Origin of the sequence: Kitasatospora sp. NPDC097643, from assembly GCF_040302625.1 — a bacterium.
Classification (GTDB): Bacteria; Actinomycetota; Actinomycetes; order Streptomycetales; family Streptomycetaceae; genus Kitasatospora.
In genome coordinates, this window is record NZ_JBEOSA010000024.1 from 67,625 (window position 1) to 94,183 (window position 26,559).

The 26,559-nt window shown below is 74.1% G+C and carries 17 protein-coding genes; 13 read left to right on the plus strand and 4 right to left on the minus strand.

What is annotated here, in order from left to right; translation table 11 throughout:
• The first annotated feature begins 16 nt into the window (after positions 1-16).
• From ABTY15_RS17565 to ABTY15_RS17605, 9 genes are all read left to right on the plus strand, one after another.
• On the plus strand, positions 17-6,295 hold the full coding sequence (locus tag ABTY15_RS17565; RefSeq protein ID WP_350589186.1) for a condensation domain-containing protein: 6,279 nt from the start codon (positions 17-19) through the stop codon (positions 6,293-6,295).
• 41 nt (positions 6,296-6,336) lie between these two features.
• Positions 6,337-7,734 carry an MFS transporter gene (locus tag ABTY15_RS17570; RefSeq protein ID WP_350589196.1) on the plus strand — a complete coding sequence of 466 codons (1,398 nt, stop codon included), beginning with the start codon at positions 6,337-6,339 and terminating at the stop codon, positions 7,732-7,734.
• On the plus strand, positions 7,731-7,979 hold the full coding sequence (locus tag ABTY15_RS17575) for an acyl carrier protein (protein WP_350589198.1): 249 nt from the start codon (positions 7,731-7,733) through the stop codon (positions 7,977-7,979). Before ABTY15_RS17570 ends, ABTY15_RS17575 begins: the two co-directional genes overlap by 4 nt.
• Complete coding sequence (locus tag ABTY15_RS17580) at positions 7,976-10,597, plus strand: 3-oxoacyl-[acyl-carrier-protein] synthase III C-terminal domain-containing protein (protein ID WP_350589201.1); 2,622 nt, start codon at positions 7,976-7,978, stop codon at positions 10,595-10,597. The genes ABTY15_RS17575 and ABTY15_RS17580 overlap by 4 nt, the downstream gene beginning before the upstream one ends.
• A gap of 20 nt (positions 10,598-10,617) precedes the next feature.
• On the plus strand, positions 10,618-12,507 hold the full coding sequence (locus ABTY15_RS17585; RefSeq protein ID WP_350589205.1) for an HAD-IIIC family phosphatase: 1,890 nt from the start codon (positions 10,618-10,620) through the stop codon (positions 12,505-12,507).
• Entirely contained in the window at positions 12,500-12,766 is a 267-nt protein-coding gene (locus tag ABTY15_RS17590) for an acyl carrier protein (RefSeq protein WP_350589212.1), read from the plus strand. Before ABTY15_RS17585 ends, ABTY15_RS17590 begins: the two co-directional genes overlap by 8 nt.
• Positions 12,763-13,185 carry a VOC family protein gene (locus ABTY15_RS17595; RefSeq protein WP_350589227.1) on the plus strand — a complete coding sequence of 141 codons (423 nt, stop codon included), beginning with the start codon at positions 12,763-12,765 and terminating at the stop codon, positions 13,183-13,185. Before ABTY15_RS17590 ends, ABTY15_RS17595 begins: the two co-directional genes overlap by 4 nt.
• A 127-nt stretch (positions 13,186-13,312) precedes the next feature.
• On the plus strand, positions 13,313-15,004 hold the full coding sequence (locus ABTY15_RS17600) for a DUF885 domain-containing protein (protein ID WP_350589233.1): 1,692 nt from the start codon (positions 13,313-13,315) through the stop codon (positions 15,002-15,004).
• 140 nt (positions 15,005-15,144) lie between these two features.
• Complete coding sequence (locus tag ABTY15_RS17605) at positions 15,145-16,797, plus strand: CocE/NonD family hydrolase (protein ID WP_350589238.1); 1,653 nt, start codon at positions 15,145-15,147, stop codon at positions 16,795-16,797.
• Between the two features lie 31 nt (positions 16,798-16,828).
• Here ABTY15_RS17605 and ABTY15_RS17610 read toward each other — a convergent pair whose 3' ends face one another.
• Positions 16,829-17,320, minus strand: a complete 492-nt coding sequence (locus tag ABTY15_RS17610; RefSeq protein ID WP_350589244.1) for a MarR family winged helix-turn-helix transcriptional regulator — start codon at positions 17,318-17,320, stop codon at positions 16,829-16,831.
• Positions 17,321-17,395: 75 nt separating this feature from the next.
• Here ABTY15_RS17610 and ABTY15_RS17615 point away from each other — a divergent pair, with 75 nt between their 5' ends.
• The 3 genes from ABTY15_RS17615 to ABTY15_RS17625 all read left to right on the plus strand — a co-directional run bounded on the left by ABTY15_RS17615 (position 17,396) and on the right by ABTY15_RS17625 (position 19,804).
• Positions 17,396-18,343: a quinone oxidoreductase family protein gene (locus tag ABTY15_RS17615; RefSeq protein ID WP_350589253.1), complete on the plus strand. Its 948-nt coding sequence runs from the start codon at positions 17,396-17,398 to the stop codon at positions 18,341-18,343.
• Between the two features lie 195 nt (positions 18,344-18,538).
• Positions 18,539-18,781: a hypothetical protein gene (locus ABTY15_RS17620; protein ID WP_350589261.1), complete on the plus strand. Its 243-nt coding sequence runs from the start codon at positions 18,539-18,541 to the stop codon at positions 18,779-18,781.
• Positions 18,782-18,859: 78 nt separating this feature from the next.
• Positions 18,860-19,804 (plus strand): hypothetical protein, encoded by a 945-nt coding sequence (locus tag ABTY15_RS17625; RefSeq protein WP_350589267.1) that lies wholly within the window; start codon positions 18,860-18,862, stop codon positions 19,802-19,804.
• Between the two features lie 41 nt (positions 19,805-19,845).
• On the opposite strand, the gene ABTY15_RS17630 is transcribed toward ABTY15_RS17625, so the two are convergent.
• Positions 19,846-20,337, minus strand: coding sequence for an Lrp/AsnC family transcriptional regulator (locus ABTY15_RS17630; protein ID WP_350589277.1), 492 nt, complete (start codon positions 20,335-20,337; stop codon positions 19,846-19,848).
• A 180-nt stretch (positions 20,338-20,517) separates the two neighbouring features.
• Between ABTY15_RS17630 and ABTY15_RS17635 the strand changes: the two genes are divergently transcribed.
• Entirely contained in the window at positions 20,518-22,203 is a 1,686-nt protein-coding gene (locus ABTY15_RS17635; protein ID WP_350589285.1) for a PLP-dependent aminotransferase family protein, read from the plus strand.
• A 112-nt stretch (positions 22,204-22,315) separates the two neighbouring features.
• On the opposite strand, the gene ABTY15_RS17640 is transcribed toward ABTY15_RS17635, so the two are convergent.
• Positions 22,316-24,541: an RICIN domain-containing protein gene (locus ABTY15_RS17640; RefSeq protein WP_350589293.1), complete on the minus strand. Its 2,226-nt coding sequence runs from the start codon at positions 24,539-24,541 to the stop codon at positions 22,316-22,318.
• Positions 24,542-24,566: 25 nt separating this feature from the next.
• Positions 24,567-26,558, minus strand: a complete 1,992-nt coding sequence (locus ABTY15_RS17645; protein ID WP_350589303.1) for a hypothetical protein — start codon at positions 26,556-26,558, stop codon at positions 24,567-24,569.
• Position 26,559: the final 1 nt, after the last annotated feature.

A 26,559-nucleotide genomic window follows, 5' to 3' on the forward strand; every position in this document is an offset into this window, starting at 1 on the left:
GAAGGGGTACGGACCGATGACACAGGACGTGTCGGCGCAACTCGCCGACCTGACGCCGGACCAGCGGGAACTGCTGCGGTTACGACTGGCCGACCGCGCCCGCCGGCCGGAACGGCTGCCGCTGTCGTTCACCCAGGAACAGCTCTGGTTCCTCGACCGGATGGACCCGGGCACCGCCGTCTACAACGTGCCGTTCGCCATCGAGCTGCACGGCCCGCTGGACCGGGACGCCCTGGCCGCCGCGCTGAACGCCGTGGTGGCCCGGCAGGAGGCCCTGCGGCTGGTCTTCGCGGAGGACGAGGAGGGGCCGTACCAGCGCGCCCTGCCCGAGGCCGAGGTCCCACTGCCGCTCGTCGACCTGCGGCACCTGCCGGTCGAGGAGCGCGCGGCCCGGGCCGACCGGACCGCGGCCGAGCACGGCCTGGTCGCCTTCGACCTGACCCGCGGACCGCAGCTCGCCGCCTGCCTGCTGGCCCTGGCGGACGACCGGCACCGGCTGCTGGTCACCGTCCACCACATCGTCTACGACGCCTGGTCCGGCGACGTCTTTGCCGGTGAACTGGTGGCCCACTACCGGCAGTTCGCCGAGGGTGTCGCCGCCGACCTGCCGCCGCTGCGGGCCTCCTTCGCCGACCACGCCCGCCGCCAGCGCGAACCGGCGGCGCTCGCGGCCCTGGACGCCCACCTCGCCCACTGGCGGGACGCGCTCACCGGCGCGCCGCTCACCAGCACCGTCCGGCCCGACCGCCGCCGCCCGCCGGTGCAGACCCACCGCGGCGGCCGGCACGTCCGCGCGTTCCCGGCCGCGCTGTCCGCCGCCATGGCCACCCTCGCCCAGGAGGCCGAGGTCACCTTCAACGCGGTCGCCCTGGCCGGGTTCGCCGCGGCGCTCGCCGGCACCACCGGCCAGCAGGACCTCGTCCTCGGCACGCCGGGCGCCGGCCGGCCGCGGGTGGAGCTCGAACCGCTGATCGGCTCCTTCGCCAACATGCTGGTGCTGCGGCTCGACCTGGCCGGCGAGCCGTCGGTGCGCGAGGCCGTCCGGCGGGCCCACCGGACCACCGGCGAGGCCTACCGGCACCAGGACGTGCCGTACGCGCGGGTGGTCGAGGAGGTCGCGCCGCCCCGCGACCCGGGGATCAACCCGCTGTTCCAGGCGCTGTTCACGGTCACCGACGCCGGCGCCGCCGAACTCGCCGCGGCCGGCGTCACCTTCACCCCGGTCCCGGTGGACAACCAGCTCACCGACTTCGACCTGTTCGTCACGCTGTCCCGCCGGGCCGGCCAGGACGAACTGATCATCGACTACAACGCCGACCTCTACCTGCCCGGCACCGTCGAGCGCCTCGCCGAGCGGGTCGCCACCGTGCTGACCGAGATGGTCGGCTCGGCGGACGCACCGCTGCACGCCCTGCCGTCGATGCGCCGCGGCACCGTCGCCGTCGCCGCCACCTTCACCGCCGACCTGCTGGCCGACCCGCTGCGGCTCTGGCTGGACCTGCGCCGGACCCCCGCCGCCGTCCGCCTCGCGCCCTACGGCCAACTCGTCCAGCACCTGCTCACCCCGGGCGACGCCACCGCCACCGTCGCCCTGCTGCGCTGGGAGGACTGGCTGCGCCGGGCCGCCGAGGACGCCGACCCGGCCGCCGTGCTCGACGCCGCGATGCGCGACCTCGAGACCGCGGTGGCCGCCCACCGACGCGCCACCGACGCGCCGCTCGTGCTGCTGCGCTGCCCCGCCTCGCCCGCCGCCGCGGAACGCGGCTGGTCCGGCCTGTTCGCCCGGCTGGACGACCGGCTGGCCGCGCTCCGCCACACCCTGCCCGGAGTGAGCGTCGACTGGGCCGAGGAGCACCCGTACCCGGTGCAGCACGACGCCGTGACCGACAAGCACGGCCACATCCCCTACCCGCCGGAGTACTTCGCCGCCCTGGCCGCGCTCGTCGCGCACCGCCTGCCGGCCCCCGAAGCCGAGCCCGAGCGCGCCGCCCACCTGGCCGAACTGTGGGACGACCCGGCCGAGGTGGCCCGCCAGGCCGCCCCGCGCGCGGTGGCCGCCACGGACGGCGCGGCGCCGCTGCGCGAGCCCCGCACGCCCACCGAACAACGGCTCGCCGAGATCTGGCGGGACGTCCTCAAGGTCCCCGAGGTCGGCGCCGACTCCAACTTCTTCGCGCTCGGCGGGCACTCGCTGCTGGCCACCCAGCTGCTCTCCCGGCTGCGCCGCGAGTTCGGCCGGGAGGTCTCGCTCTACGCCCTGTTCACCAACCCCACGCTCGCCGCACTGGGCACCGTGGTCGACACCGCCGAGGGGCCCGCGGCGGACGAACTGCGCCCGGCGCCGGCCGACGCGCAGCCCGTCGCCTCCTCCATCCAGCAGCGCCTCTGGGCGACCAGCCGGCTCGACAGCGAGGACGCCCGGCACAACACCACCTTCGCCATGACGCTGCGCGGCCCGCTGGACGCCACGGCGCTGGAGCAGGCGGTCACCCGGATCGCCGGCCGGCACGAGGTGCTGCGCACCACCTACCGCGAGCACCGCGGCCTGCCGCTGCCGGTGGTCCACCCCGAGCTGCCGGTGTGGTGCGAGCCGACCGACCTCTCGCACCTGGACGGCCCGGCGCTGGAGCGGGCCGTCGCCGAGGAGGTCGAACGGCACGCCGGCTACCCGTACTCCCTCCCCGAGGGCCCGCTGCTGCGGGTGCGGCTGCTGCGGGTCGGGCCCGAGGAGCACCACCTGCTGATCGGCATGCACCACATCGTCTGCGACAGCACCTCCTGGGGCATCTTCCTGGACGAGCTGGCCGTGCTCTACCGCGCCCACACCACCGGGGAGCCCGCACCGCTGCCCGAACTCGCCCTCCAGTACGGCGACTTCGCGTACGACCAGCAGCAGTGGCTGGCCGGGCCGGAGGTCGAGACCCACCTGGCCTACTGGCGGGAGAAGCTGCGCGGCGCGCCCGCGCCGGTCGAACTGCCCGGTGACGGCCCGGCCGGCTGCGCCGCGGCCGTGGAAGGTGCCGAAGCCGCCGGCCGGGCCGGGCAGCTGCTCCCGCCCGAGGTCGGCGCCGCGCTGCGCGAACTCGCCCGGGCCGAGGGCGTCACCCCCTACAGCGTGCTGCTCACCGTGTTCGCCGTGCTGCTGCACAGGGAGTCCGGCCAGGCCGACCAGGTGGTCGGGATGCCGACGACCGGCCGTGACCGCGCCGAACTCCAGGGCGTCATCGGCTGCTTCGCCGACCTGCTGCCGCTGCGCCTGGACGTGTCCGGCAACCCGACGTTCCGCCGGCTGGTCCGCCGGCTGCACGCGACCGTCAAGGACGCCCAGGCGCACCAGCGGCTGCCGTTCCCGAAGATCATGGAGGCGCTGCGGCTGCCCCGCGACTCCTCCCGGCACTCCCTGCGCTGCATCCTCAACTACGCCGACGCCCCCGAGGAGGCGCCCGCCCTCCCCGGCCTGACCGTCGAGCCGCTGCCGGTCGGGGCGGCCGGGGCCGACTTCGACGTGCTGCTCACCGTGGACTGGGTCGACGACCAGCTGGAGGTCGACCTCACCTACTCGGCCGAGCTGTTCGGCCCGGAGCGCGCGGCCGCCGTGGTCGCCCGGTTCGGCGAACTGCTGACCGGCCTGGTCGGCGCACCGGACGCCGCCGTCGGCACCGAGGCCGCGACGGCCGCCGAGCCCTCGGTGGCCGGGGGCATCGGCCTGGCGACCTCCTTCCCCACCGGCGAGGCCGAGCCGACCCTGCGGTTCTGGGCCGAACAGCTCGACGAGCAGGCGGCAGCGGTCACCCTGGCGCCGCCCGGCCAGCTGCGGCGGCCGCTGCTCGACCCGGACGGCCCGTTCCGCGGCCACACCCTGGACGCGGTGCTGCTGCGCTGGGAGGACCTGCTGTTCGGCGAACCCGCGCTGCCCGCCGGGGTCGCGGCCCTGGAACAGGCGCTGGCCGACCTCGCGGCCGCGGTGGCCGCCTACCGGGACCGCACCGACACCGAACTGCTCATCGGTGTCTGCCCCGCCTCGCCGCGCTACGCCGACGACCGGTGGGCCGGGGTGTTCGGCGGCCTCACCGACCGGCTCACCGCCTTCGCCGCGACCCTGCCCGCCGTCCGGGTGCTCCCGGTGGACCGCTGGGCCCGGCGCTACGGCGTCACCGAGCCGTACCCCGGCCCGGACGGACTGCCCTACGCGGCCGCCTTCGAGACCGCCGCCGCCACCGCCGTCGCCCGCTTCGCCGCCCGGCACCGGCACGCCCCGGTGTCCGTCGTGGCGGCCGACCCCGGCGCGTTCGGGCCGGAGCTCGCCCCGCTGCTGCGCGAACAGCTCCGGTACGGCCGGGAGGTGGTGCTCACCGCACCGCCGGTCCTGCCCGAACTCGACGCCCTGGTCACCGTGGGCGCCGTCCGGGTCGGCGCGGCCCCCGAGGGCGCCCTCGCCCTCGACCCGGCCCTCACCCCGGCCCACCTGTGGCCGCTGGACGAACCGGCCCCCGCCGGGGCCCGGCCCGCGCCGCTCCCGGCCGACCTGCTCGCCGACCTCGCCACCGCGCTGACCACGGCGGAGAGCGTGGCGCAGGCCGTCCGCTCCGGGGTGCGCCGCTCCGCGCGCCGCCCGGCCGCCGCCCCGCGCACCGAACGGGAGCGCACCCTCGCCGCGATCTGGACCGAGGTGCTGCACCTGGGCGGCGAGGTCGGCATCCACGACGACTTCTACGAGCTGGGCGGCGACTCGCTGCTGGCCATCACGGTGGCCTTCCACGCGGCGGAGGCCGGCATCCAGCTGTCCGCCCGCCGGCTCACCGAGCGCCGCACCATCGCCGAACTGGAGCTGGACGCGGACGGCCCGGCCGGCGCGGCGGCCCCGGTGATCGAGCAGGAGCCGGTCGCGGGCGAGGTGCCGCTGACGCCGGCCCAGCTCTGGTGGTTCGAGTCGGTGGCCGGCACCATGGCCGACCCGTCGTGGTTCAACCACCCGTACTACCTGGACGTGCTCCGCCCGGTCGCCGCCGATCACCTGCGGGAGGCGGTGCGGCTGCTCGCCGACCACCACGGCTCGCTGCGGCTGCGGTTCCGCCGGGACGAGGCGGGCGTGCTGTGGCAGCACCACGCCGAGGGCGCCGACGCGGTGCCCGTCGCCGGCCACGACCTGACCGGCGAGCAGCCCGCCGAGGTGGACGACACCATGGCCGCGCTGGCCGCCGCCGCGCAGCGCACCCTCGACCTCACCGACGGCCCGACCTGCCGGGTGCTGCACTTCGTCACGGGCCCGGACCGGCCGGACCGGGTGCTGATCATCACCCACCACCTGGTGACGGACGCGATCTCCCGTGACCTCCTGCTGGGCGACCTGCGGACCCTGTGCACCCAGCTGGAGAAGGGCGAGCAGCCGCGGCTGCCGGCCCGGACCACGGCCTACAGCGCCTGGGCGCGGCGCCTCGCCGCGCACGACCTGAGCGCCGAACTGCCGTACTGGCTGGCGCAGACCTCCGCCGGGGCCACCCTGCCGCCGGTCGACCACCCCGGGGGCGTCACCACGCTCGCGGCCGGGGCGATGATCAGCACCACCCTGACCACCGAGCAGACCGACGGCCTACACGAGGCGGCCCGGCGGCTGAAGGTCGGCATCCGCGACCTGATCGTGTGGGGCGTCTCGGAGAGCGTCGCGGCCCGCACCGGCGGCGACGAGTGCCTGCTCGCCACCACCGGGCACGGGCGCGAGGACCTGTTCCCCGACGTCGACCTCAACCGGACCACCGGCTGGTTCCAGGTGATGTACCCGGTGCTGGTCCGGCTGTCCGGCGGCGGGCTCTCCACGGCCGGGCTGTCCGCGGGCGGTGCGGCGGACGCCCGGGTCGCCGACGTGGCACGGCAGTTGGCGCAGGTGCCGAACAACGGCATCGGCTGGGGCGTGCTGCGGTTCAGCGGCCCGGACCCGCAGACCCGCGCCCGGCTCGCCGCCGTCGCCCACCCCCGGGTCGCGGTCAACTACATGGGCAACTTCGGCTTCGACGAGGTGTCCCAGGCCGACGACCTGTTCGAGGTCTGCGACGCCCCCTACGGCGAGACGGACGACGGCGTCGGCCAGTGGCCCTACGACCTGGACGTCGGCGGGGTGATCGTCGGCGGCCGGCTCCGGATCGACGTCGGCCACGCCACCACCGTCTACACCGCCGGGACGGCGCAGGCCTTCCTCGACGAGCTCTGCGCCCGGCTGACCGGCCTCGTCGAGCCGACCGGCCCCACCGAGCCGACCGGCCCCACCGAGCCGACCGGCGCCGCAGAGCCGACCGGCTGAGCGTCCACCCGACCAACACCAGTGGAAGGACCTGCACGATCATGCGACGTCCAACCGGATTCGCCGCCTTCTCCGTCCTGTGGTGCGGTCAGTTCCTGTCCGTCGTCGGGACGCGGATGACCAACTTCGCGGTCAGCGTCTGGATCTGGGACCAGACCGGCAGCACCACCCAGTTCACCCTGAGCCTGTTCTTCGCCTTCGCCTCGACGGTGCTGTTCAGCCCGGTCGCCGGCGCGTTCATCGACCGCTGGAACCGCCGGCTGACCATGATGATCTCCGAGCTCGGCTCGGCGGTCGCCACGGCGGCCCTGCTGATCCTGTTCCTGACCGGCACACCCGGCATGGGGGAGCTGTACCTGGTCAACTTCGTCACCGGCGCCTTCGTCGCGTTCCAGGTGCCGGTGTTCCAGGCCACGATCACCCTGATGATGGAACGCGGCAACTACGCGCGGGCCAACGCGATGATGTTCGCCGTCCGTTCGACGCCCGAGCTGTTCGCGCCGCTGCTGTCCGCCCTGCTGCTCACCGTCACCGGCATCAGCACCATCCTGCTGATCGACACGGTCTCGTACGCCTTCGCCATCGCCACCGTGCTGCTGGTGGCCCTCCCGGCCACCCCGAAGCAACCCGACGGGGCCGCCCCCTCGACCTTCTGGCAGGACTGCCAGATCGGCTTCCGCTACATCCTGCGCAGCAAGCCGCTGCGCAACCTGGAGACCTTCCTGGTCATCATCAACGTGCTGGCCTCCACCGGCTACCTGCTGCTGCGGCCGCTCGTGCTGGCCCGCACCGGGGACAGCAACGGCTCGCTCGCCCTGGTGCTGTCCACCGGCGCGATCGGCGGCATCGGGGGCACCATCCTGGTCGCGGCGCTGAAGTCCCCCCGGGACAAGATGCGGTACGTGCTGTGGGCCACCGTGGCGTTCAGCGTGATCGGCCGGATCCTCTACGGCGTCTCCGACGTGGTGATCCTGCTCGGCATCGCACTGATCGTGGTGCACATGTGCATCCCGATCATCGACGGCTACACCAACACCGTGTGGCAGGAGAAGGTCGAACCGCACCTCCAGGGCCGGGTGTTCGCCGCCCGGCAGTTCGTGGAGGAGCTGTCCATCCCGATCGCCACGCTGATCGCCGGGCCGCTGGTCGACCACGTGCTCACCCCGTGGATGGAGCCCGGCGAACAGGGCGACCGGCTGCTCGGCGGCCTGGTCGGCAGCGGGCAGGCGGGCGGCATCGGCCTGGTCTTCGTCGGCATCGGGGTGGTCGGCGCGGTGCTCGCGCTCGGCTCCTTCCTGGTGCCCAGCATCCGGCGGATCGAGAGCATCCTGCCGGACGCCGAACCGGAGCCGGAGCCGGCGTCCGGGGCTGGGCCGAAGACCGAGCCGACCGCCGGCGCGGCCGGCGCCGCCGTCGCGACCGAGGCGGTGACCCCGTGACCGCACTCCAGGAACCCGCCCGGCTGCTCACGCTCGTCGCCGAGGTCCTCGACCTCGACCCGGCGGCCGTCACCGACGAGGACGGCCCCGCCACCCTGCCCGAATGGACCAGCCTGCGCCACCTGCAACTGGTGGTGACGCTGGAGGAGATCTACCAGGTCTCGTTCGCCTACGAGGAGGTGCGGAACGTGCCGTCCATCGGCCGGCTGCGCACGGTGCTGCGCGCCAAGGGGGTGGCGGCATGACCACCCCGACCCCGTACGAACTGCGCTCCGCCTGGCGGGAGTTGTCCCGTGAGGGCGCGGCGCCCGGGCTGCGGATCGGCCTGCTGGCCAGCTACACGGCCGACCAGCTGGTGCCGTACCTCGGCGTGCCGCTGCACCGGGCCGGACTGCCGCCGCTCTGCCACGTCGGCCCGTTCGACCAGATCGTCCGCCAGTGCCTCGACGAGCAGGGCGAGACGGCCCGCTCCCGGCCGGACGTCCTGGTCGTGGCGCCCCGCTTCGAGGAGCTCGGCCCGGCCGGACCGCAGTGGACCCGGGACCTGCTGGACGTCGCTGACGCCGCCCGCAGCGCCGTCGAACGCTGGGTCGGCACCCTGGTCTTCGTGCTGCCCGCGCTGCCCGACCACCAGGGCCTCGGGGTCGGCGACACCGGCCGGACCGCCGGTGCCGCCGCGCTGGCCACGGCGGCCCGCGAGACCGCCCGCGCCCGGCTGGCCGGCCTGCCCGGGATCCTGCTCGCCGACGCCGAGGACGCCGTCCGGGAGGTCGGGGCCGCGGGCGCCTACCACCCGGCCATGTTCAAGCTGGCCAAGGTGCCCTACACGGAAGAGCTGTTCGCCCGGCTCGGCACCCGGATCGCCCGGCTGCTCGTCGGCCGGTTCGGCGCCGGCGTCCGCGCGGTGGTGCTGGACGCGGACAGCCTCGCCGACGGACCGGCCGCGGGCCTGCGCGACCCGCTGCGCGCGCTGCGCGGCGTCGGGGCCCGGGTCGGCCTGTGCGCCACGGACGCCGCGGTCTGGCCGGCGCTCGCCAAGTCCTGCCCCGAACTGGTCGCCTCCGTCGACGCGGCGGTGGTCGCCCGCGGGCCGGTCGCCGACCGGCTGGCCGCCGTCGCCGAGGCACTGGACGTCCCGGCCCGCGCGGTGGCCGTGCTGACGGCGGATCCCGAACTGCTGCCGCCGGGCGCCGGAGTGGTGCTGGGGGAGCAGCCGGAGGCCTGGACCGCCGAGCTGGCCGCGGCGGGTCTGTTCGACCGCCCGGCGCCGCTGACGCTCGCCACCGCGCCCGCCCCGCCGTCCGTGCTGCCGGTGGAGTCCCCGGCGTCGTCCGTCGAGCCGTCCGCCGTCTCGCTGGACGACTTCGTGGCCAGCCTCGACGTGGTCGTGGACGTCCGGCCGGCCGCGGGCCTGCTCGACACCGTGGCCGAAGTGGTCACCCGGGCCAAGGACTTCACCCTCGGCAACGACCAGGACGCGGACGCCGTCGCCGGCTACCCCGGGGACCTCCTGGCCGTCTCGGTGCGCGACCGCTTCGGCGACTACGGCATCAGCGGCGCCGTCGGGCTGCGCCGCGACGGCGGCCACTGCACCGTCGACCTGTTCTCGCTCTCCTGCCCCGTCCTCGGGCGGCAGGTCGAGGACGCCGTGCTGCGCGAGATCCTGCGCCGCGCCGACGGCGCCGACGTGGTGTTCCGCTACCGGGAGACCGAGCACAACGGCGCCGCCCTGACCTTCCTGCGCGCCCTGCCGGAGAACCACCCCGACGGCACCGGGCGGGCCGGCCGGGTGCACGCCCTCACCTGGGCCGACCCGCTCCCGGCCGCCGACCAGGCGCCGACCGGCGTCCGCTTCGGCGTCGTCGCGATCGGCCAGGCGCTGCCCGAACCCTCCGCCGTCGCCGACCTCGCGCCGTCCTACACCGAGGACCTGGACCGGATCCGCGGCTGGGGCTACCGCACCTTCCACCGCGCGCCCGAGGGCGTCGGCCTCACCGACCTCGCCGTCGAGGCCGGCCGGCAGGCCCTCGCCGAGGCCGGGATCGGCGCGGACGAGGTCGACCTGGTGGTGCTCGCCATCGCCGACCTCGCCGAGTACCTGTACTGGGACCCGGCCGCCTCGACCCAGGCCCGGCTGGGCGCGCACGGCGCCGAGGCGGTGCTGGTCAACCAGGCCTGCGGCGGCGGCGTGGCCGCCTTCGACCTGGTCGCGGGCAAGTTCGCGGTGCACCCGGCGTACCGCACCGCGCTGGTGATCGGCGCCAACCGGGTGGCCGAGCCGTACTGGAACCGGATGGAGATCAACACCAGCGTCTACTCGGACGGCGCGGCAGCCGCCGTCGTCCGGCGCGACCACGGCGGCTGCCGCTGGCTGGCCACCGAGACCATCACCGACGGCACCTACGCCGACTTCATGCGGATGGACGTCGGCGGGGCGGCCAACCCCTTCCGCGCCGGCGACCCCGAACAGCCGCACGTGGCCAACCCGCAGGACCGGCTGGACGCCTTCTTCCAGGGCGACGTCCGCGCGATGTACCGGTTCGTGTCGATGATCCGCTCCCGCAGCCGTGAGGTCGTCGACCTCGCCTGCGCCCGCGCCGGGATCGCCCGCCAGGACATCCGGCGGGTGATCCACTTCAACGACAACGGCCGACAGCTCGCCGACCTCGCCAAGGACCTCGACATCGCGCTCGACCGGACCAACGTCGACACCGCCCTCGAGCACGGCCACATCGGCTGCGCCGACCAGCTGGTGACCCTGCGCCGCCTGCTGGCCGCCGGGGAGCTCGCCACCGGCGACGTCGTCGCGCTGACCAGTACCAGCAGCGGCATGCACTGGATCTGCACGCTGCTCCAGGTGTGAGAAACGGAGACGGAGACGACATGCACACCGACGAGGACCTGCTGGCCCGGATCCGCGCGGTCCGCGGCCCCGACGCACCGGCCGACCCCGGCCTGCTCGCCGCACTGGCCGGGCTGACCGCCCCGACCGCCCGACGCGACGCCGGCCGCCTGCTGGCGAACGTCCCACCGGCCCGGATCACCCCCGAGGGCCGCGCCCTGCGCCCGCTGCGGGTCGCCATCGCCGGCACCTTCACCGCCGAGAACGTCGCACCGCTGCTCCGGCTCGAACTGCTGCGCAGCGGGATCGCGCCTGAGCTGCACGTCAGCGGATTCGACCAGCTGCTGGTCGAGTTGAGCGACCCGGACTCGGAGCTGGCCCGGTTCGCGCCGGACGTCACGCTGTGCCTGCTGCACGACGAGGCGCTGCTCCCGCTGGACTGGGACCCGGCCGACATCGAGACCCTGAGCGGCCCGGCCGCCCACCGGCTGGCCATGCTGGAACAGGCGGTGGCCGGCTTCGCCGAGCGCTCCACCAGCGCCGTCGTGCTGCACACGGTGCCGCTCGCCCGGGCCCAGCAGCGGCGTGTGATCGGCTACGCCGGTCGGGCCGAACTCGGCGCGGCCTGGCGGGAGTTGAACCAAAACCTGCTGGACCTCGGGGCGCGCCACCCGTCCGTCCACGTGCTGGACTTCGAGGCCCTGCTGGTCGACCACCCGGGCCCGGTCCGGGACGACCGGCTGCACCGCTTCGGCGGCATCGCCTGGACCTTCGGCGTGGAGGCCGAATTCGCCCGCGAGGCCGCCGCGTTCTGCCGCGCGACGGCCGGGCGAACGGGCAAGCTGCTGGTCGTCGACCTGGACAACACCCTGTGGGGCGGCGTCCTCGGGGACGACGGCCCCGAGGGCATCCAGGTCGGCGGCGGCTACCCCGGCAGCTGCTACACCGAGCTCCAGCGCGGCCTGCTCGCGCTGAAGCGGCAGGGCGTCCTGCTCGCGGTGTGCAGCAAGAACGAGCAGTCCGCGGTCGACGCGGTGCTCGCCTCGCACCCCGAACTGCTGCTGCGGCCGGACGACTTCGTGGCCCGGGCCGCCAACTGGGGCCGCAAGGACCACAACATCCGCCAGATCGTCGAGACGCTGAACATCGGACTCGACAGCGTCGTGTTCGTCGACGACAGCCCGTTCGAGTGCGACCTGGTCGCCCGCGAGCTGCCCGAGGTCAAGGTGGTCCGGCTCAGCGGCGACCCGGCCGGGCACCTCGCGGCGGTGCTGGAGCCGCAGTTCTTCGGCGCGCTCAGCACCACCGCCACCGACCGGGAGCGGACCGGGATGTACCGGGCCCGGGCAGAACGCGCCGACTTCGCCGCCTCGTTCGCCTCCGCCAACGACTACCTGACCGGTCTCGGACTGAAGGTCACGGTCGCCCCGGCCGACGAGTTCAACCTGCCAAGGCTGGTCCAACTCGCGGCCCGCACGAACCAGTTCAACCTCAACCCGGGCGCGCACGGGGAGAGCCGCACCCGCGAGATGGCTGCCTCGGTGGACCACGCCGTGCTCGGCTTCGAGGTCTCCGACCGCTTCGGCCGCGAGGGCTGGGTCGGCGCGGCCTGGGTCGCCAAGGGCCCGGACCACTGGCTCGTCGAGAACTTCGTGATGAGCTGCCGGGTCTTCTCCCGCGGCGTGGAACACGCCGTGCTCGCCCACCTCGCCGAACTCGCCCGGGCCGCCGGCGCCACCACCCTGCACGCCGACTACCGGCGCGGCGAGCGGAACGGGCCGGCCGCCTCCCTGGTCGAGGCCTTCGCCGAGACCGGCGCCACCGACGGTGCCACCGACGGCACCACCCGGTACGCGCTCGACCTCTCCACGGCCGACGTCGCCGTCCCCGCCTGGATCGAACTGGACCGAAGGGAACCCACCCATGTCTGACGCCTCGCTCTCCGACGCCACGCTCTCCGACGTCACCGGCCGGCTCGTCGGCCTGGTCGAGCAGGTCACCGAACTACCCGGCCTGACCACCGAGTCGAGGTTCCAGAACCTCGACAACTGGACCAGCCTGGCCGCCCTCCGGCTGCTCACCGACATCGAGGACACCTTCGGCGTCCAACTCGACCTGCGCGCCTACTTCGCGATCGCCGACATCGACCAGCTCTCCGAGCTCGTGACCAGCGCACTGGCGGCCCGGTGATCCGCCGGATCGACCACGTCGGCCTGGTGGCGGCCGACCTCAAGACCGCCGCCACCGGCCTGGAGATGCTCACCATGCGTCCCGACCTCACCGACGTGGTCGACACCTACGACGTCACCTGCCAGTTCTGGCGCCGCGAGGGCGACCCCACCGCGATCGAGGTGGTCACCCCCTCCGGCCCGGGCAGCCAGGTCACCGGCCACCTCGCCCGCAGCGGCCCCGGCCTGCACCACGTCGCCTTCGAGGTCGACGACATCGTGGCCGAACTCGCCACCCTGCGCGCCCGGGGCGCCGTCCTGGTCGACGACGAACCCCGCCCCGGCGGCCAGCCCGGCCTCCAGATCGCCTTCGTCCACCTCGGCCCGGCCACCGGCCTCCTGGTCGAACTCGTCCAGTACGCGACCCCCGGGCCCCACTGACCCCACCCCACCCGGGACGCAGGGCCGCCGCTCACCACGACCGGCGGCCCTGGGTCCGTTGCCCGTCCCGTGCCCCTCCCGGCCGACGGTGCTGACAGCACTGTCGACGCGACGTCAGAATGGCGCCATGGCCGATGAACTGAGCACGCCGCGCCGGATCGCCGACGACTACGTGGCCGAGGTCGCCGCGCTCGATCCGGTGGTGGCGGTCCGGCTCGGGGCGCAGCCGGGGGACGACCGGCAGCCGGACCTGTCCCCGGCGGGCTTCGAGGCACTCGCCGCACTGGCCCGCCGGACCCTGGCCACCCTGGACGCCGCGGAACGCTCCAGTGGCGGGAGTTGGGCGGAGCCGGCCGACCGGTCCTGCGCCCGGCTGCTGCGTGAGCGCCTGACCGCCGAGCTCGCCGTGCACGACGCCGGCGACCACTACCGGCAGCTGCGTAACGTCAACTCGCCCGTGCACCAGCTGCGGGGCATCCTCACCATGATGCCCACCGACACCGACGAGGACTGGGCGGCGGTGGCCGGGCGGCTGCAGAAGCTGCCCGCCGCCCTGGACGGCTACCGGGCCACCCTGGCCGAGGGCATCGCGCGCGGGCTGCTGTCCGCGCCGCGCCAGGCCCGGGCCGTGGTCGACCAGCTCGACGCCTGGACCGGCCGATCCGACGGCGGCGCGAGCTGGTTCGCCGGCTTCGTCGCTGCCGGTCCGGACCGGCGCAGGCCATGCCTGGAGGCCGCGGCCGCCGACGCCACCGCCGCGGTCGGGCGGTTCCGCGACTGGCTGCACGACACCTACCTGCCGGCCGCGGACGGCACCCCGGACGCCGTCGGCCGCGAGCGCTACCTGCGCTCCGCCCGCTGGGCCAACGGCACGGACGTCGACGTGCCGGAGGCGTACGCCTGGGCCTGGGAGGAGTTCCACCGGACCGCCGAGGAGATGCGCACCGAGGCCGCGCGCATCCTCCCGGGCGCCACCGCCCGCGCCACCATGGACCACCTGAACCGGCAGGGCCACGCCGTCGAGGGCGAGGAGGCGATCCGGGTCTGGCTCCAGCAGATCACCGACGAGGCGATCGAGGCCCTGCACGGCACCCACTTCGACATCTCCGGCCCGATGCGCCGGGTGGAGACCCGGATCGCCCCGCCGGGCGGCTCGACCGCGCCGCACTACATCGGCCCCAGCCTGGACTTCACCCGCCCCGGCCGCACCTACCTGCCGACCCTGGGCGAACGGACCTTCCCCACCTGGCAGATCGTCAGCACCTGGTACCACGAGGGTGTCCCCGGCCACCACCTCCAGACCGCCCGCTGGACGGCCGAGGTCGGCCGGCTCAGCCAGTACCAGATCACCCTGGGCGCGGTCAGTGCCAACAAGGAGGGCTGGGCGCTGTACGCCGAGCGACTGATGGACGAACTCGGCTTCCTCACCGACCCGGCCCGCCGACTCGGCTACCTGGACAAGCAGATGCTGCGGATCATCCGGGTCATCGTCGACCTCGGCCTGCACCTGGAGCTGACCGTCCCCGCCGACTCCGGCTTCCACCCCGGCGAGCGCTGGACGCCGGACCTCGCGACCGCCTTCATGGCCGCCCACCACGGCAGTTCACCCGCCCGGCGGGCCGGCGAGATCGACCGCTACCTCGGCTGGCCCGGCCAGGCGATCGGCTACAAGCTCGGCGAACGCGCCTGGCTCGACGGCCGCGCCCGCGCCCGCCACCGCCACGGCACCACCTTCGACCTCAAGGCCTGGCACACCGAGGCCCTGTCCCTGGGCTCCCTCGGCCTCACCGACCTGGCGGACACCCTCGCCGCCCTGTGAGCCGTGCCGCCAGGCGTGGCGTGTGCGACCTGCATTACTGGCCGGTAAGTTGGCTGATCATCATCTCCTCTGAAGGCCCATCAGATCGCTAGGCTCCGGCAGTCGAATGGTTAGCGCACGGATGGAGCGGTGGAGCAGCGATGGAACGATTCCCCAGCAGCCACGGACGTCGGGTGGCGAGCGCCGCGCTGGCGGTGGCACTCGCCCTCGGCGCGGGCGCCGTGGCGCAGCCCGCGGCGGCCGCGGCCCCGGTAGCCCCGGCGGCCTCCGCCGTGCAGCAGGCGCTCGGCGTCGGGTCGTTCCACCTGGCCGACATCTCCGCCCGGGACGGCGTGGTGCTGAAGGCCGACGTGTTCACCCCGGCGCCCGGCACCCCGGGTGCCGACCCGCAGGGGCGCTACCCGCTGGTGGTGCAGCCGGCCAGTTGGGGGCAGAACGACCTGGAGTACGTCGCCCAGGGGCGGGCGTTCGCCGCCGCCGGGTACGTCGTCGTCACCTACACCGTGCGCGGCTTCTGGGGCTCCGGGGGCGAGGTCGACGTCGCCGGGCCGAAGGACGTGGCCGACATCTCGACGGTGATCGACTGGGCGCTCGCGCACACCCCGGCCGACCCGCAGCGGGTCGGCATGGTGGGGCTCTCGCTGGGCGGCGGCCTCACCCTGCTCGGCGCCGCCTTCGACCCGCGGATCAAGGCCGTCGCCTCGCTGAGCGGCTGGGCCGACCTGACCGACTCGCTGTACAGCGGGCAGACCCGGCACCTCCAGGCCGCCACCGTGCTCGCCGGGATCCAGGCCCCGACCGGCCGCCGCAGCGCCGAGTTCGGGCGGGTGCTGGACGACCTGTTCGCCGACCGCGACCTGCCCGAGGTGGTCCGCTGGGCCGATGTCCGCTCCCCGGCGCGCTACCTGGACCGGATCAACGCCAACGGCACCGCCGTCCTGCTGGCCAACGCCTGGGGCGACAGCTTCTTCAACCCCGGCCAGGTCACCGCCTTCTACGACCGGCTGACCGGGCCCAAGCGCCTCGAACTGCGCCCGGGCGACCACGCGAGCCAGGAGTTCACCGGACTGCTCGGCCTGGTCAACCCGGCCTGGGGCAGCGCCCGTTCCTGGTTCGACCAGTACCTCAAGGGGGCGCCGGGCGACGGCCGGCCGGCGGTCGACCTGACCGTCCGCCCCGCCGGTACGCACGAGAGCCACCCCGACTGGTCGTCCGTCAGCTCCCGCACCGCCCACCTGGCCCTCGGCGCCGACAGCCTCGGGGAAACCGGGCCGGCCGCCGGGCCCGGCGACTGGCGGACGACCGTGCTCGGCGACCTGCCCTCCGGTGCGAGCGGCGGGATCGCCCTGCTGTCCGGGCTGGTCGACCAGACCACGCACCAGTCGCCCACCGTGGTCGTCCCGCTGCTGGCCCGCTCGGCCGCCGTCGTCCGGCAGTCCGCGCCGTACCCGCAGGGCCTGGCGCTGCGCGGCGCCGCCCGGCTGCACACCACCGTCACCGCCACCAGCCCGCAGGGCACGGTCGTCGCCTACCTCTACGACGTGAACGCGCTCGGCCTCGGCCGGCTGATCTCGCACGCCCCGCAGAGCTGGTCCGGGCAGCCGGCCGGACAGCCCTTCCCGCTGGACGTCACCCTCTTCGCCACCGCCTACGACCTGCCCGCCGGCCACCGCCTCGCCCTCGTCCTCGGCACCCGCGACCCCCTCTACGGCGGCCTCACCCCGTCGGGCAGCACGGTCACCTTCGGCTCCACGGCCGCCGACCCGTCCGACCTCGCCCTCCCCGTTCGTTAGGGCGTGCCTGGCTGATCCCGCGGAGGCGGGCTCAGCCGGCGGGCGGGGCTGTCGCCGGGCGCGTCTGCTGGACCAGGACGGTGGTGGCGCGTTCCAGGAGCTCGCAGAGTGCGGCGTGTTCGGAGGGCGTGAACGCGTCGGTGAGCGCGCGCTCAAGGATGATCACCTCCTGGTAGGCACTGTCCAGCAGCGTCCGGCCTCCATCGGTGAGGGTGGCGATCTGCACCTTGGCGTGCACCGGGGACGTCTCGCGGCGGATCAGTTCCTTGGTCTCCATATTGGTCAGCACGCTGCTCATGCTCTGCTGCGTCACCCCGCAGGAACGGGCCAGCTGGGCGCCGGACATGCCGCCTTCGCGCGAGAGGATCAACAGCACGGTGTACTGCGTCATGGTCAGCCCGTAGGCGCGCAGCACTGCCTCGTGGTGCGCCATCAGCGCCTGCTCCGACCGCCTGATCCGGGTGCAGAGGTCGTTCTCGATCCGGGCTTCCACCGCGTACTCCCGCTCCACTGACAGGTTCATGGGTTGACTCAGGAACCTTATATACCTACGCTTCTCAACTGTAAGGATACTGAGTCAACACAGGGGGCTGTAGCGATGAAGGCTGTCGTTCTCGACACCGATGACCACTACCGGATCGTCGAACTCGATGAGCCCACCCCCGGCCCCGGCCAGGTGGCGATCCGCGTGGCCTACGCCGGGATCCAGTGGGGCGACACCATGGTCAGGGACGGCCACTTCGCCGTGCCGCGCCCCTTCGTCCCGGGGTTCGAGGCATCCGGGCACATCGTCGCGGTCGGCGCGGGTGTCGACGCACGCCGTGTCGGTGAGGCCGTCGCCGCGCTGACCGCCTCAGGCGCCTACGCCGAGGTGGTCCTGGCACCCGCCACGCTCACGTTGGGCATCGGCGGCATGCCGCTGAGGACGGCCGCAGGTCTCGGGTGGGGCGCGCCGACCGCCTACGACCTGATCAACACCGCCGCGCGAGTACGGCCCGGCGAAAGCGTGCTGATCCACGCCGCCGCCGGCTCAGTCGGCACGCTCGCCGCCCAGTTCGCCCGACTGGCCGGAGCGGGCCGGATCGTGGGCGTGGTCGGCACTGCCGACAGGGCCGACTACGCCGCACGGTTCGGGTATGACCAGCTCCTGCTCCGCGAGGAGTTCCCGGCCAAGCTCGGTGACGAGAAGCCCGACGTCATCCTCGACCCGGTCGGCGGCTCGACCCGCACCGCCGGCCTCGAGCGGCTCGCCGTACACGGCCGACTGGTGGCATACGGCAACCTCGCCACGTACGAACCCGTCCTCGCCAACGCCAACGACCTCCTCATGCACGGCAAGTCACTCCTGACCTACAACAGCAACCTGCTCAGCCAGACCCACCCCGAGCGGCTCGCCGACAGTGCCCGCCGCGCACTCGGCCTCGTCGCCGACGGCAAGGTCCGCCTGGACATCACCGCCGAGTACGCCCTCGGGGACATGGCCTCGGCCGTGCAGCACCTCGCCGAGGGCGCAACACATGGCAAGAGCATCCTCCGTGTCGCCTGACAACACGCAGAAAGCGCCGACCACGAGGCGGCTCCCGCGACCAGCCCGCCGTGCCCCACGCAGTCACACCCATCGCGTCAATCCCCGAAGGGACTTTCGGAGTTGACCACTAAGGCCCGTCCGCGATCAGTGCCCCGTGTCGGCCGCAGCCGGCGCTGCGCAGCGCGGCCCAGGATGCCGAGCGGTGACCTTCAGGTGTTGATCATCGGTTACGACGGGCTGGCATATCACATCGCCCTTTTCGCGAGTGGTTCGTGGCAGGGCTGGAACGCGGTGCAGGGGGTGGGCAGTGCGCAGATCTTCGCGGCGAGCAGCATCGCGATCGCGGGGATGCCGAACGGTGACGACGCGCAGCTGGTGGTGGTGGGCAACGAGTTCCGGAGCCACGGGAAGTCCGGAATTTTCCCCCCTCCGACCGGTCGCGGTACGAAGCGGTAGGGTCACCGGATTCGTCGGAAATAACAATTCCCTTCCGAGGGCTTTTCGGCCTTACGTCCGGGGCCTAGGCTGCGCCGCGTGTCGATCCTTCGAAGATTTCGCGCCTCCGGCCCGCGCCTCCTGCCGGAACTCGACGACGCCGGCCTCGGCCGGGTCCGGCGCCAGCTGAATTCCCGCGGGATGCCGGGCCAGGACTCCATTCAGGTCGACCAGGTCGAGCGGCTGCTCCAGGAGGCCGGTACGGACTGGGACCGCCGTGGGCACCGGTTCGCGGTGCTCGCCGAGGCCGCCGCGCCATCCGCGCTGGCCCGGTCCTGGCGGATGCGCAGCCCGAACGGCGCCGATCCGATGATCTTCGAGGCCTGGGTCGAGCTGGTGCGCGGTCGGCACGCGGGGCGGATGGAGGACGCCCGGGCGGCCGCCGAGCTCTGTTACGCCGCCGCCGAGGCCCGCGCCGGGGACCCGGCCCCCTGGGTGGTGCTGCTCGGGATCCTGCGGCTGATCCGCGCCGACTCGCGCGAGGTGTTCGCGGTCTGGCAGGAGATCGTGACGCGCGACCGGTGGAACCGCGAGGCCCACGTCCAGATGCTGCGCTACCTCTCCCCGGAGGAGTGCGGCTCGCGCAGCAGCCAGCTGGACTTCGTGGAGTCGGTCCGGGCCTCCGTGCCGTCGAACGCCCCGGCCGTCGGCGTGGAGCTCATGGGGGTGGTCGACGAGCACACCCGCACCGCCGCCAAGGGCGGGGTGGAGGCGCTGCTCGCCCGGCGGCAGTGGACGAACGCACGGGCCGCCCGGGCACTGGACGGGGCGCTGGCGAGCTGGCCGCGCCCGGGGCACCTGCGGCACGCGGCCGCCGCGGCCGACCTGAACCTGCTGGCGTTCGCCCTGGTCCAGGCCGGTCGGGTGCGGGAGAGCAGCGAGGTCTTCCGGCTGATCGGCGACACCGTCACGGACTGGCCGTGGGCGCTGGACGGCGACGCGCTCGGGCAGTTCGGCTACTGGCAGGCCAAGGCGCTGGGCTGAGAGCCGAGGCGCTGGGCTGACGAGCCGTCAACCGGATCGCGTCAGCGCTCCGGGGCGAGGTAACGGCGGCCCGCTATCTGCTCGAAGATCAGGTTGGTCCGGGTCTGCGCCACCGCCGGGTGGGTGGTGAGGTTGTCCACGACGAAGTCGCGCAGCGCCTCCGGCCCGGCGACGCCGACGTGGAGCAGGTAGTCGTCGGAGCCGGCCATGTGGAACACCGCCAGCACGCCGGGCAGGTCCGGGGCGGTGCTGCGGAAGCTCTCGTTCTGCTCGCGGGTGTGGGCGCGGAGCCGGACCGAGATCATCGCCTGGAGCGGCAGCCCGATCGCGGCGGGGTCGACGTCGGCCCGGAACCCCCGGATGATGCCGCGCTCCTGGAGCGCGCGGACCCGGGCCAGGCAGGTGGACGGGGCGATGCCCACCGCCTCGGCCAGGGCGTTGTTGGGCATCCGGGCGTTGTCGGCCAGCGCGCGGATGATCGCCCCGTCCACGTCGTCGATGGGCGCCCGCCGGGCCTGCGGATTATTCGGCATGGCGCCTAGGATCGCAGGCGTTTCCGCACATTCGCAAGACAGGACGCCGCTAGACCGAATCTTGTTCGGGTGATCTTCCGCTCCGGGTCGGAAAGTTCCATCCTGGGCCCCGAGCGGCGAACCGAGCCGCGCCCGTTCGCGGACTCCCGTTCGCAGAGCAGATCCCGGAGTGCCGCGCCCATGAGCCCGACCGTGACCCTCACCGAGTCGACCGCGACCGCGACCGCCGCCGCTGAAGCCGCGACCGCCGTCGACCCCGGGCCGGAGCTGGACGGCGGTGAGTTCGTGCTCCCCGCGGGCGGGCTGGACGACGCCCAGCGCCTGCGCGCCCTCGACACCGTGGACGAGTACCTGACCCGCAAGCGCGAGCACCTGGTCGGCTACCAGGCGACCCAGGACATGAAGGGCACCGCGCTGGACCTGGCCCGGTTCATGCCGAACAACATCAACAACCTCGGCGACCCGTTCCAGAGCGGCGGCTACAAGCCGAACACCAAGGTCGTCGAGGCCGCCGTGCTCGACTACTACGCGCGGCTGTGGCACGCCGAGCGCCCGCACGACCCGGCCGACCCCGAGTCGTACTGGGGCTACATGCTGTCCATGGGCTCGACCGAGGGCAACATGTACGCGCTCTGGAACGCCCGGGACTACCTGAGCGGAAAGGCGCTGATCCAGCCGCCGACGGCCCCGTTCGACGCCCTGCGCTACGTCCAGGCCGCGCCCGACCGGCACAACCCGAACGCCCACCGCCCGGTCGCGTTCTACTCCGAGGACACCCACTACTCCTTCGCCAAGGCCGTCCGGGTGCTGGGCGTCGAGACCTTCCACGCCGTCGGCCTGGAGCTGTACCCGGACGAGTGCCCGCTGGTCGACCCCGCCACCGGCCGTCCCGGCTGGCCCACCGAGGTGCCCTCCGCCCCGGGCCCGTCCGGCCGGTCCTGGGACGGCCCGGGCGAGATAGACGTCGACGCGCTCGCCGTGCTGGTGGAGTTCTTCGCCGCCAAGGGGCACCCGGTCTTCGTCAACCTCAACCTGGGCAGCACCTTCAAGGGCGCCCACGACGACGTCCGGGCGGTCTGCGAGCGGCTGCTGCCGATCTTCGAGCGGCACGGCCTGGTCCGCCGCGAGGTGGTGTACGGCACCTGCCCGCAGACCGGCGAGCCGCTGGTCGACCTGCGGCGGGGCTTCTGGATCCACGTCGACGGCGCGCTCGGCGCCGGCTACGCGCCCTTCATGCGGATGGCCGCCGAGGACCCGGCGTACGGCTGGACCCCGGACGCGCGGCTGCCGGAGTTCGACTTCGGCCTGCGGCTGCCGACCGCGGAGTTCGGCGAGGTGGACATGGTCTCCTCGATCGCCATGAGCGGCCACAAGTGGCCCGGTGCGCCGTGGCCGTGCGGCATCTACATGACGAAGGTGAAGTACCAGATCTCGCCGCCGTCCCAGCCGGACTACATCGGTGCGCCGGACACCACCTTCGCCGGCTCCCGCAACGGCTTCTCCCCGCTGGTGCTCTGGGACCACCTGTCCCGGCACTCCTACCAGGACCAGGTGGACCGGATCCGCGGCGCCCAGGAGCTGGCCGACTACCTGGAGCGGCGCCTGCTGGCGATGGAGCAGGAGACCGGCGTCGAGCTCTGGCCGGCTCGCACCCCGGGCGCCGTCACCGTGCGGTTCCGCAAGCCGAGCGCCGAGCTGGTGGCGAAGTGGTCGCTGTCCTCCCAGGACGTGCTGATGGTCCCGGGCGACGAGTCCACCCGCCGCAGCTACGTACACGTCTTCCTGATGCCCTCGGTCGACCGGGCGAAGCTGGACGCCCTGCTGGCCGAACTCGCCGAGGACCCGGTCATCCTGGGCCGGGCGTAACGGCTCGACCGGCGGCGGACGCCGTACCGCGCCACCCGCCCCGGCCCCGCAGCCGGGTGCCGAGGCGGGTGCCGAGGCGGGTCGCGTGCCGTCAACTAGCCGACGAAACAGCTCAGTTGACGGTCCAGCGCTGCAAGTCCGAGCCGGTGTCGGCCTGCTGGGTGACGGGTGAGCCGTCGGCGGTGCCGGCCGTGGTCAGCAACAGGCCGCTGACCTTCGCGGCGAGGGTGTAGCCGCCGCCCGCCGGGGTGGCGCTCCAGCGCTGGTTGGTGCCGCCGGTGCAGGTCCACTGGATCACCTTGGCGCCGCGGGCGGTGGACCCGCCGTTGACGTCCAGGCAGAGCCCGGACTCGCGGTTGACGATCTGGTAGGTGCCGTCGGGCTGCTGCGTGAACACCCAGTCCTGGTTGGCGCCGCCGTTGGGCGTCCAGGTGATCAGCTGGGTGCCGGCGGTGGTGGAGTGGGCCGGGTCGTCCAGCGCCTTGCCGGCGGCGGTCAGGGTGTGGGTGCCGGTGAGGGGGCCGTTCCCCGCACCGGTCGGGGTGAGGGCGAGGGTCTGCTCCCCGGCGGTGCGGGCGCCGCCGACCGGGTTGCCGGTGGTGTCGCTCCAGGTGCGGGCGGGGGTGGTCTCGACGGCGCGGGCGGCGTCCGAGGAGAGGCCGAGGGCCAGGCCGCTGTACCGGTTGACCAGGCGCAGGGCGCCGGCCGGGCCGGCCGGGAGGACGAACCACTGCTGGCCCACCGAGGGGCCGCCGGTGCCGACCGGGGTGACGGTGGGTTTGGTGCCCCAGGCGCGGCCGGCGGTGCGGGTGGAGTCGACGCCGAGCAGCCCGCCGCTGCCCGCGTTGGCGATCCGGTAGGAGCCGTCGCCGTTGGCGGTGAAGCGCCAGGACTCCGCGGCGGCGCCGGTGGGCGCACCCAGCGAGGTGGTGCCCGGTTTGCCGGGGACCTGGGCGAGGATCCGGCCGTCGGCGTTGCCGATCCGGTAGGCCCTGGCGGTGTCCACGGGCGCGGCCGGGGTGGCCGAGTCGATGGTCACCCGGGTGTACTCGCCGTTCGCACCCTTGGCGCAGCTCCAGGCGCAGTAGGCGCGGAAGGTCCTGCCGACCACGGTGTTGTTCGTCCGGTTGGCGTCGTCCAGGAACCAGCGGTACCAGGAGGCGGTGTGGTAGCCGCCGGTGTCGCCGATCAGGGTCCACTTCTGGGTGGCCAGGTCGGTGGTCGCGTAGAACTGCTGCGGCGCGTTGCCGCTCTGGTCGACGCCCTGCGGCTCGCCGATGTACAGCCCCAGGTAGGCGTCGTAGGTGACGTCCATGACGAACAGCGGCGAGGTCGGGGCGAGCGTGCCCGCGGCGACCTGCTGGCTCACCGTCCCGGTGCGGGCCGGGTCGTACTCAGTGGCGGGCGGCAGGTAGCCGCTCGGGTGGGCGGCGTCGACCGGCACCACGGTGCTCTCCCGGCCGCCGGTGCCGGGCTGGGACCAGGCGCCGTCGTACCACTTCTGCCAGGTGCCGGGCGCCATCTTGCCGGCGATCGGGGCCCGGGCCACGTGCGCGCGGAAGTTGCCCCAGCTGCCGCCCTTGTCGACGATCCGGGAGCCGTAGGTGACGTAGAAGTAGCCGGAGGCGGTGTCGACGAACAGCCGGGGGTCGCCGTCGCCGTAGTCGTAGGTCTGGTTGGGGAAGGCGGTGGTGTCACCGCGGGCGGTGCTGTACGGGGAGGTGATCACCTGGTCCTTGATGGTCCAGGTGTGGCCCTGGTCGGTGGAGACGGCGTAGTCGATCGCGTCGAAGTGGATGCCGTCGCCGAAGGGCTGCGGGGTGAACTCGTTGTGCACCAGGCCGTACCAGTCGCCGGTGTCCGGGTCGACCCAGGTGCCGGTGAGGTCGCAGTAGTTGGGCTGCGCGTAGTGCGAACCGGCCGGGGCGGGGGTGGCGGTCCGGCCGGTGGGGCTGTGGTTGCAGCGCCAGGTGGTGTCGTCGTTGCGGTCGGCGGGGTTGGCCGGGTCGACCGCCTTGTTCAGGCCCGCGGCCGGGGTGGCGCCGTCGAGGTCGCTGCCGGTGAAGAAGCTCCACTCCCGGGTGTCCTGGGCGCCGTAGAGGGCGGCGGACTGCTGGAAGTAGAAGGTGCCGTCCTTGTCGACGTACGGCGAGGCGGGGGTGTCGGAGATCTGGCCGAACGGCACGGGGGCGCCGACGGTCACGGTGAAGCCGGCCGAGGAAGCGGCGGCTGGGGAAGCGGCGGCGGAGGGGGTGGCCGCCGCGCCGCTCAGGCCGAGGGGCAGGGCGGCCAGGGCGGCCAGGGTCGCGACCAGGCGGCCGCGGGGTGGGGGGAACACGGACTCTCCTCACGGTGGGGTGGGATCAGACACGCGCCAACTGCCAGTCCACGACCAGCCAGCCGCGGTGCGGCAGGTCCTGGTCGAGGGCCGGCCCGTCCGGTTCCAGGGTCAGACGGGCCGGGGTCGGTGGGGTGAGCGGGGCCAGCAGGGTGGCGCCCGGGGCCTCGGGGGCGTTCGGCAGGGCGATCCGCGGGCGGGCCGGATCGGCGCTGCCGTTGGCTACGGCGAGCAGCCGGCGCGGCCCGGACCGGGTCAGGTACGGCATCAGGTGGGGGCCGCCGCTGACCAGCGGGAGGTCCGGCCGGTCGCCTTCGAGGAAACGGACCATGGCGTGCAGCAGGCGCCGGCCGTCGTCGTCGTACGGCAGCAGGGCCGGGGCGGTGGCGGGCAGTACGGCGACCCGTCCGCCGAGCGCGTTGCGGTAGCCGAACCGGCCGGGGCCCCACGGGCGCAGGTCGGGGGTCAGGACGGACGTCCACACCTCGGTTTCGTCGGCGAGCTTCAGCCGCGGCAGCGCGGGCTGGACGTTGACGCTCAGGTACACCTCCTCGTCGTGCACCTGTTCCAGCGCGTACGGGCGGCCCGGGTGCCCGGCCTCGCGTTCGACGAGCTCGCACCCGAGGATCCCCAGCAGCGGGCCGAAGCCGCGTGCGGTGAGCACCTCGGCGGCGGCGCCGTCCAGCAGCAGCCCGCCGGCCAGCAGCCGCTCCACCTCGGCGTCCGGCAGCGCCCGGGCGAGTTCACCGAAGACGGCCTGGACGGGGGCGTCCTCGGCGGTCACCGGGACGCCGTAGCGCAGCAGGAAGTCGGCGGCCGGACCGGCGTCGACCGCCAGCGCGGCCGGCGAACCCCCGGCCCGGGTGCGGACGTGGGCGGCCGCGTCCTGCGGCATCGGCAGGCCCACCCCGAGGGTGCCCGCGCCGCGCTGCCGCTGGTCGGCGACCCAGTCCAGGGCCGGGCGGGAGCGGCGCAGCAGCTCGGCGACCCGGGGGAAGCGCCCGGCCCGGCCGGACTGCATCGGGTGGAGGTTGAGGAACAGCGCGTCGGAGCCGGCGAGTTGGGCGGTGACCAGCTCGGACCAGGTCTGCGTGTCGGACTTGGACCAGGCGGTGTGCGGCCAGTTCTCGATCTCCGGCTCGCTGGTCGCGTGCGGCGGCCGCAGCACCCGCTGGGCCTCCAACATCCAGAGCGAAAAGCTGAGTTCGCGGCCGGGCGCGTCGCTGTAGCGGGCGAAGTGCGGGCGGTGGGCGACCCGCCCGTGGACGCCGAGCGCGGTGAACAGGGCCGGCCAGTCGCGGCCCTCCACCGAGTGGACACCGGGTTCGGAGCTCATCAGGCCGAGCTGGACCGTCCCGTCCGAGTGCTCCGCGACGGCCGCCGCCAGCAGCTCGGCGACCTCCAACTGGGCGGTGCGCCACACCCGTTGCAGCAGGGCGCGCCACGGGTGCGGCTCCCCGGGGGCGGTCACGGCGGCCACCAGCCGCTCCCGGGTGACCGGCTCCCCGGCCAGCTCCGCGAACCGGTCCAGCATCAGCGGCTCGAAGCCGCCGCCCCACTCCAGCGGGGCGTGGTTGTGGTAGCGGAAGTCGTCCTCCAGCCAGAGCACCCGCACGTCCAGGGCGGCGAACCGGGCGTAGTGGGCGGTGATCCAGGCCCGCCAGCGCGGGCAGGCGAAGGAGGCCTGGGCGGTGGCGGCCCGCCCGGCGGGGTCGACCATGGGGGCGAAGCCGAGCTCGTCCACCCGGCCCCGGTCGGCGTGTCCGGCGGTGACCCAGGGGTTGAGACTGACCCCGAGCCCGGCCTCCCGCAGGATCGTGGTGGCGGTGGCCGCGGTCTCGACGAGCAGGTCCTCGGCCGCCCCGGCGGGGTGCCCCGCGAAGAGTTCCTCGGCGCCGAGCAGCAGCACGACCTCGGCGACCCCTGCCCCGCGGCAGAACCCGGCCAGCTCGGCGGCCTGCCGGGCGACGTCCCGGCCGGGGTGCAGCTGGAAGCGGAGGTGGTACCTGGCGGGCACG

What these genes read in the sequence shown, in the direction of transcription:
- ABTY15_RS17565 (WP_350589186.1), top strand. Translation starts at nt 17, where the DNA reads ATGACACAGGACGTGTCGGCGCAACTCGCCGACCTGACGCCGGACCAG.
- ABTY15_RS17570 (WP_350589196.1), top strand. Translation starts at nt 6,337, where the DNA reads ATGCGACGTCCAACCGGATTCGCCGCCTTCTCCGTCCTGTGGTGCGGT.
- ABTY15_RS17580 (WP_350589201.1), top strand. Translation starts at nt 7,976, where the DNA reads ATGACCACCCCGACCCCGTACGAACTGCGCTCCGCCTGGCGGGAGTTG.
- ABTY15_RS17585 (WP_350589205.1), top strand. Translation starts at nt 10,618, where the DNA reads ATGCACACCGACGAGGACCTGCTGGCCCGGATCCGCGCGGTCCGCGGC.
- ABTY15_RS17590 (WP_350589212.1), top strand. Translation starts at nt 12,500, where the DNA reads ATGTCTGACGCCTCGCTCTCCGACGCCACGCTCTCCGACGTCACCGGC.
- ABTY15_RS17600 (WP_350589233.1), top strand. Translation starts at nt 13,313, where the DNA reads ATGGCCGATGAACTGAGCACGCCGCGCCGGATCGCCGACGACTACGTG.
- ABTY15_RS17605 (WP_350589238.1), top strand. Translation starts at nt 15,145, where the DNA reads ATGGAACGATTCCCCAGCAGCCACGGACGTCGGGTGGCGAGCGCCGCG.
- ABTY15_RS17610 (WP_350589244.1), bottom strand. Translation starts at nt 17,320, where the DNA reads ATGAACCTGTCAGTGGAGCGGGAGTACGCGGTGGAAGCCCGGATCGAG.
- ABTY15_RS17615 (WP_350589253.1), top strand. Translation starts at nt 17,396, where the DNA reads ATGAAGGCTGTCGTTCTCGACACCGATGACCACTACCGGATCGTCGAA.
- ABTY15_RS17630 (WP_350589277.1), bottom strand. Translation starts at nt 20,337, where the DNA reads ATGCCGAATAATCCGCAGGCCCGGCGGGCGCCCATCGACGACGTGGAC.
- ABTY15_RS17635 (WP_350589285.1), top strand. Translation starts at nt 20,518, where the DNA reads ATGAGCCCGACCGTGACCCTCACCGAGTCGACCGCGACCGCGACCGCC.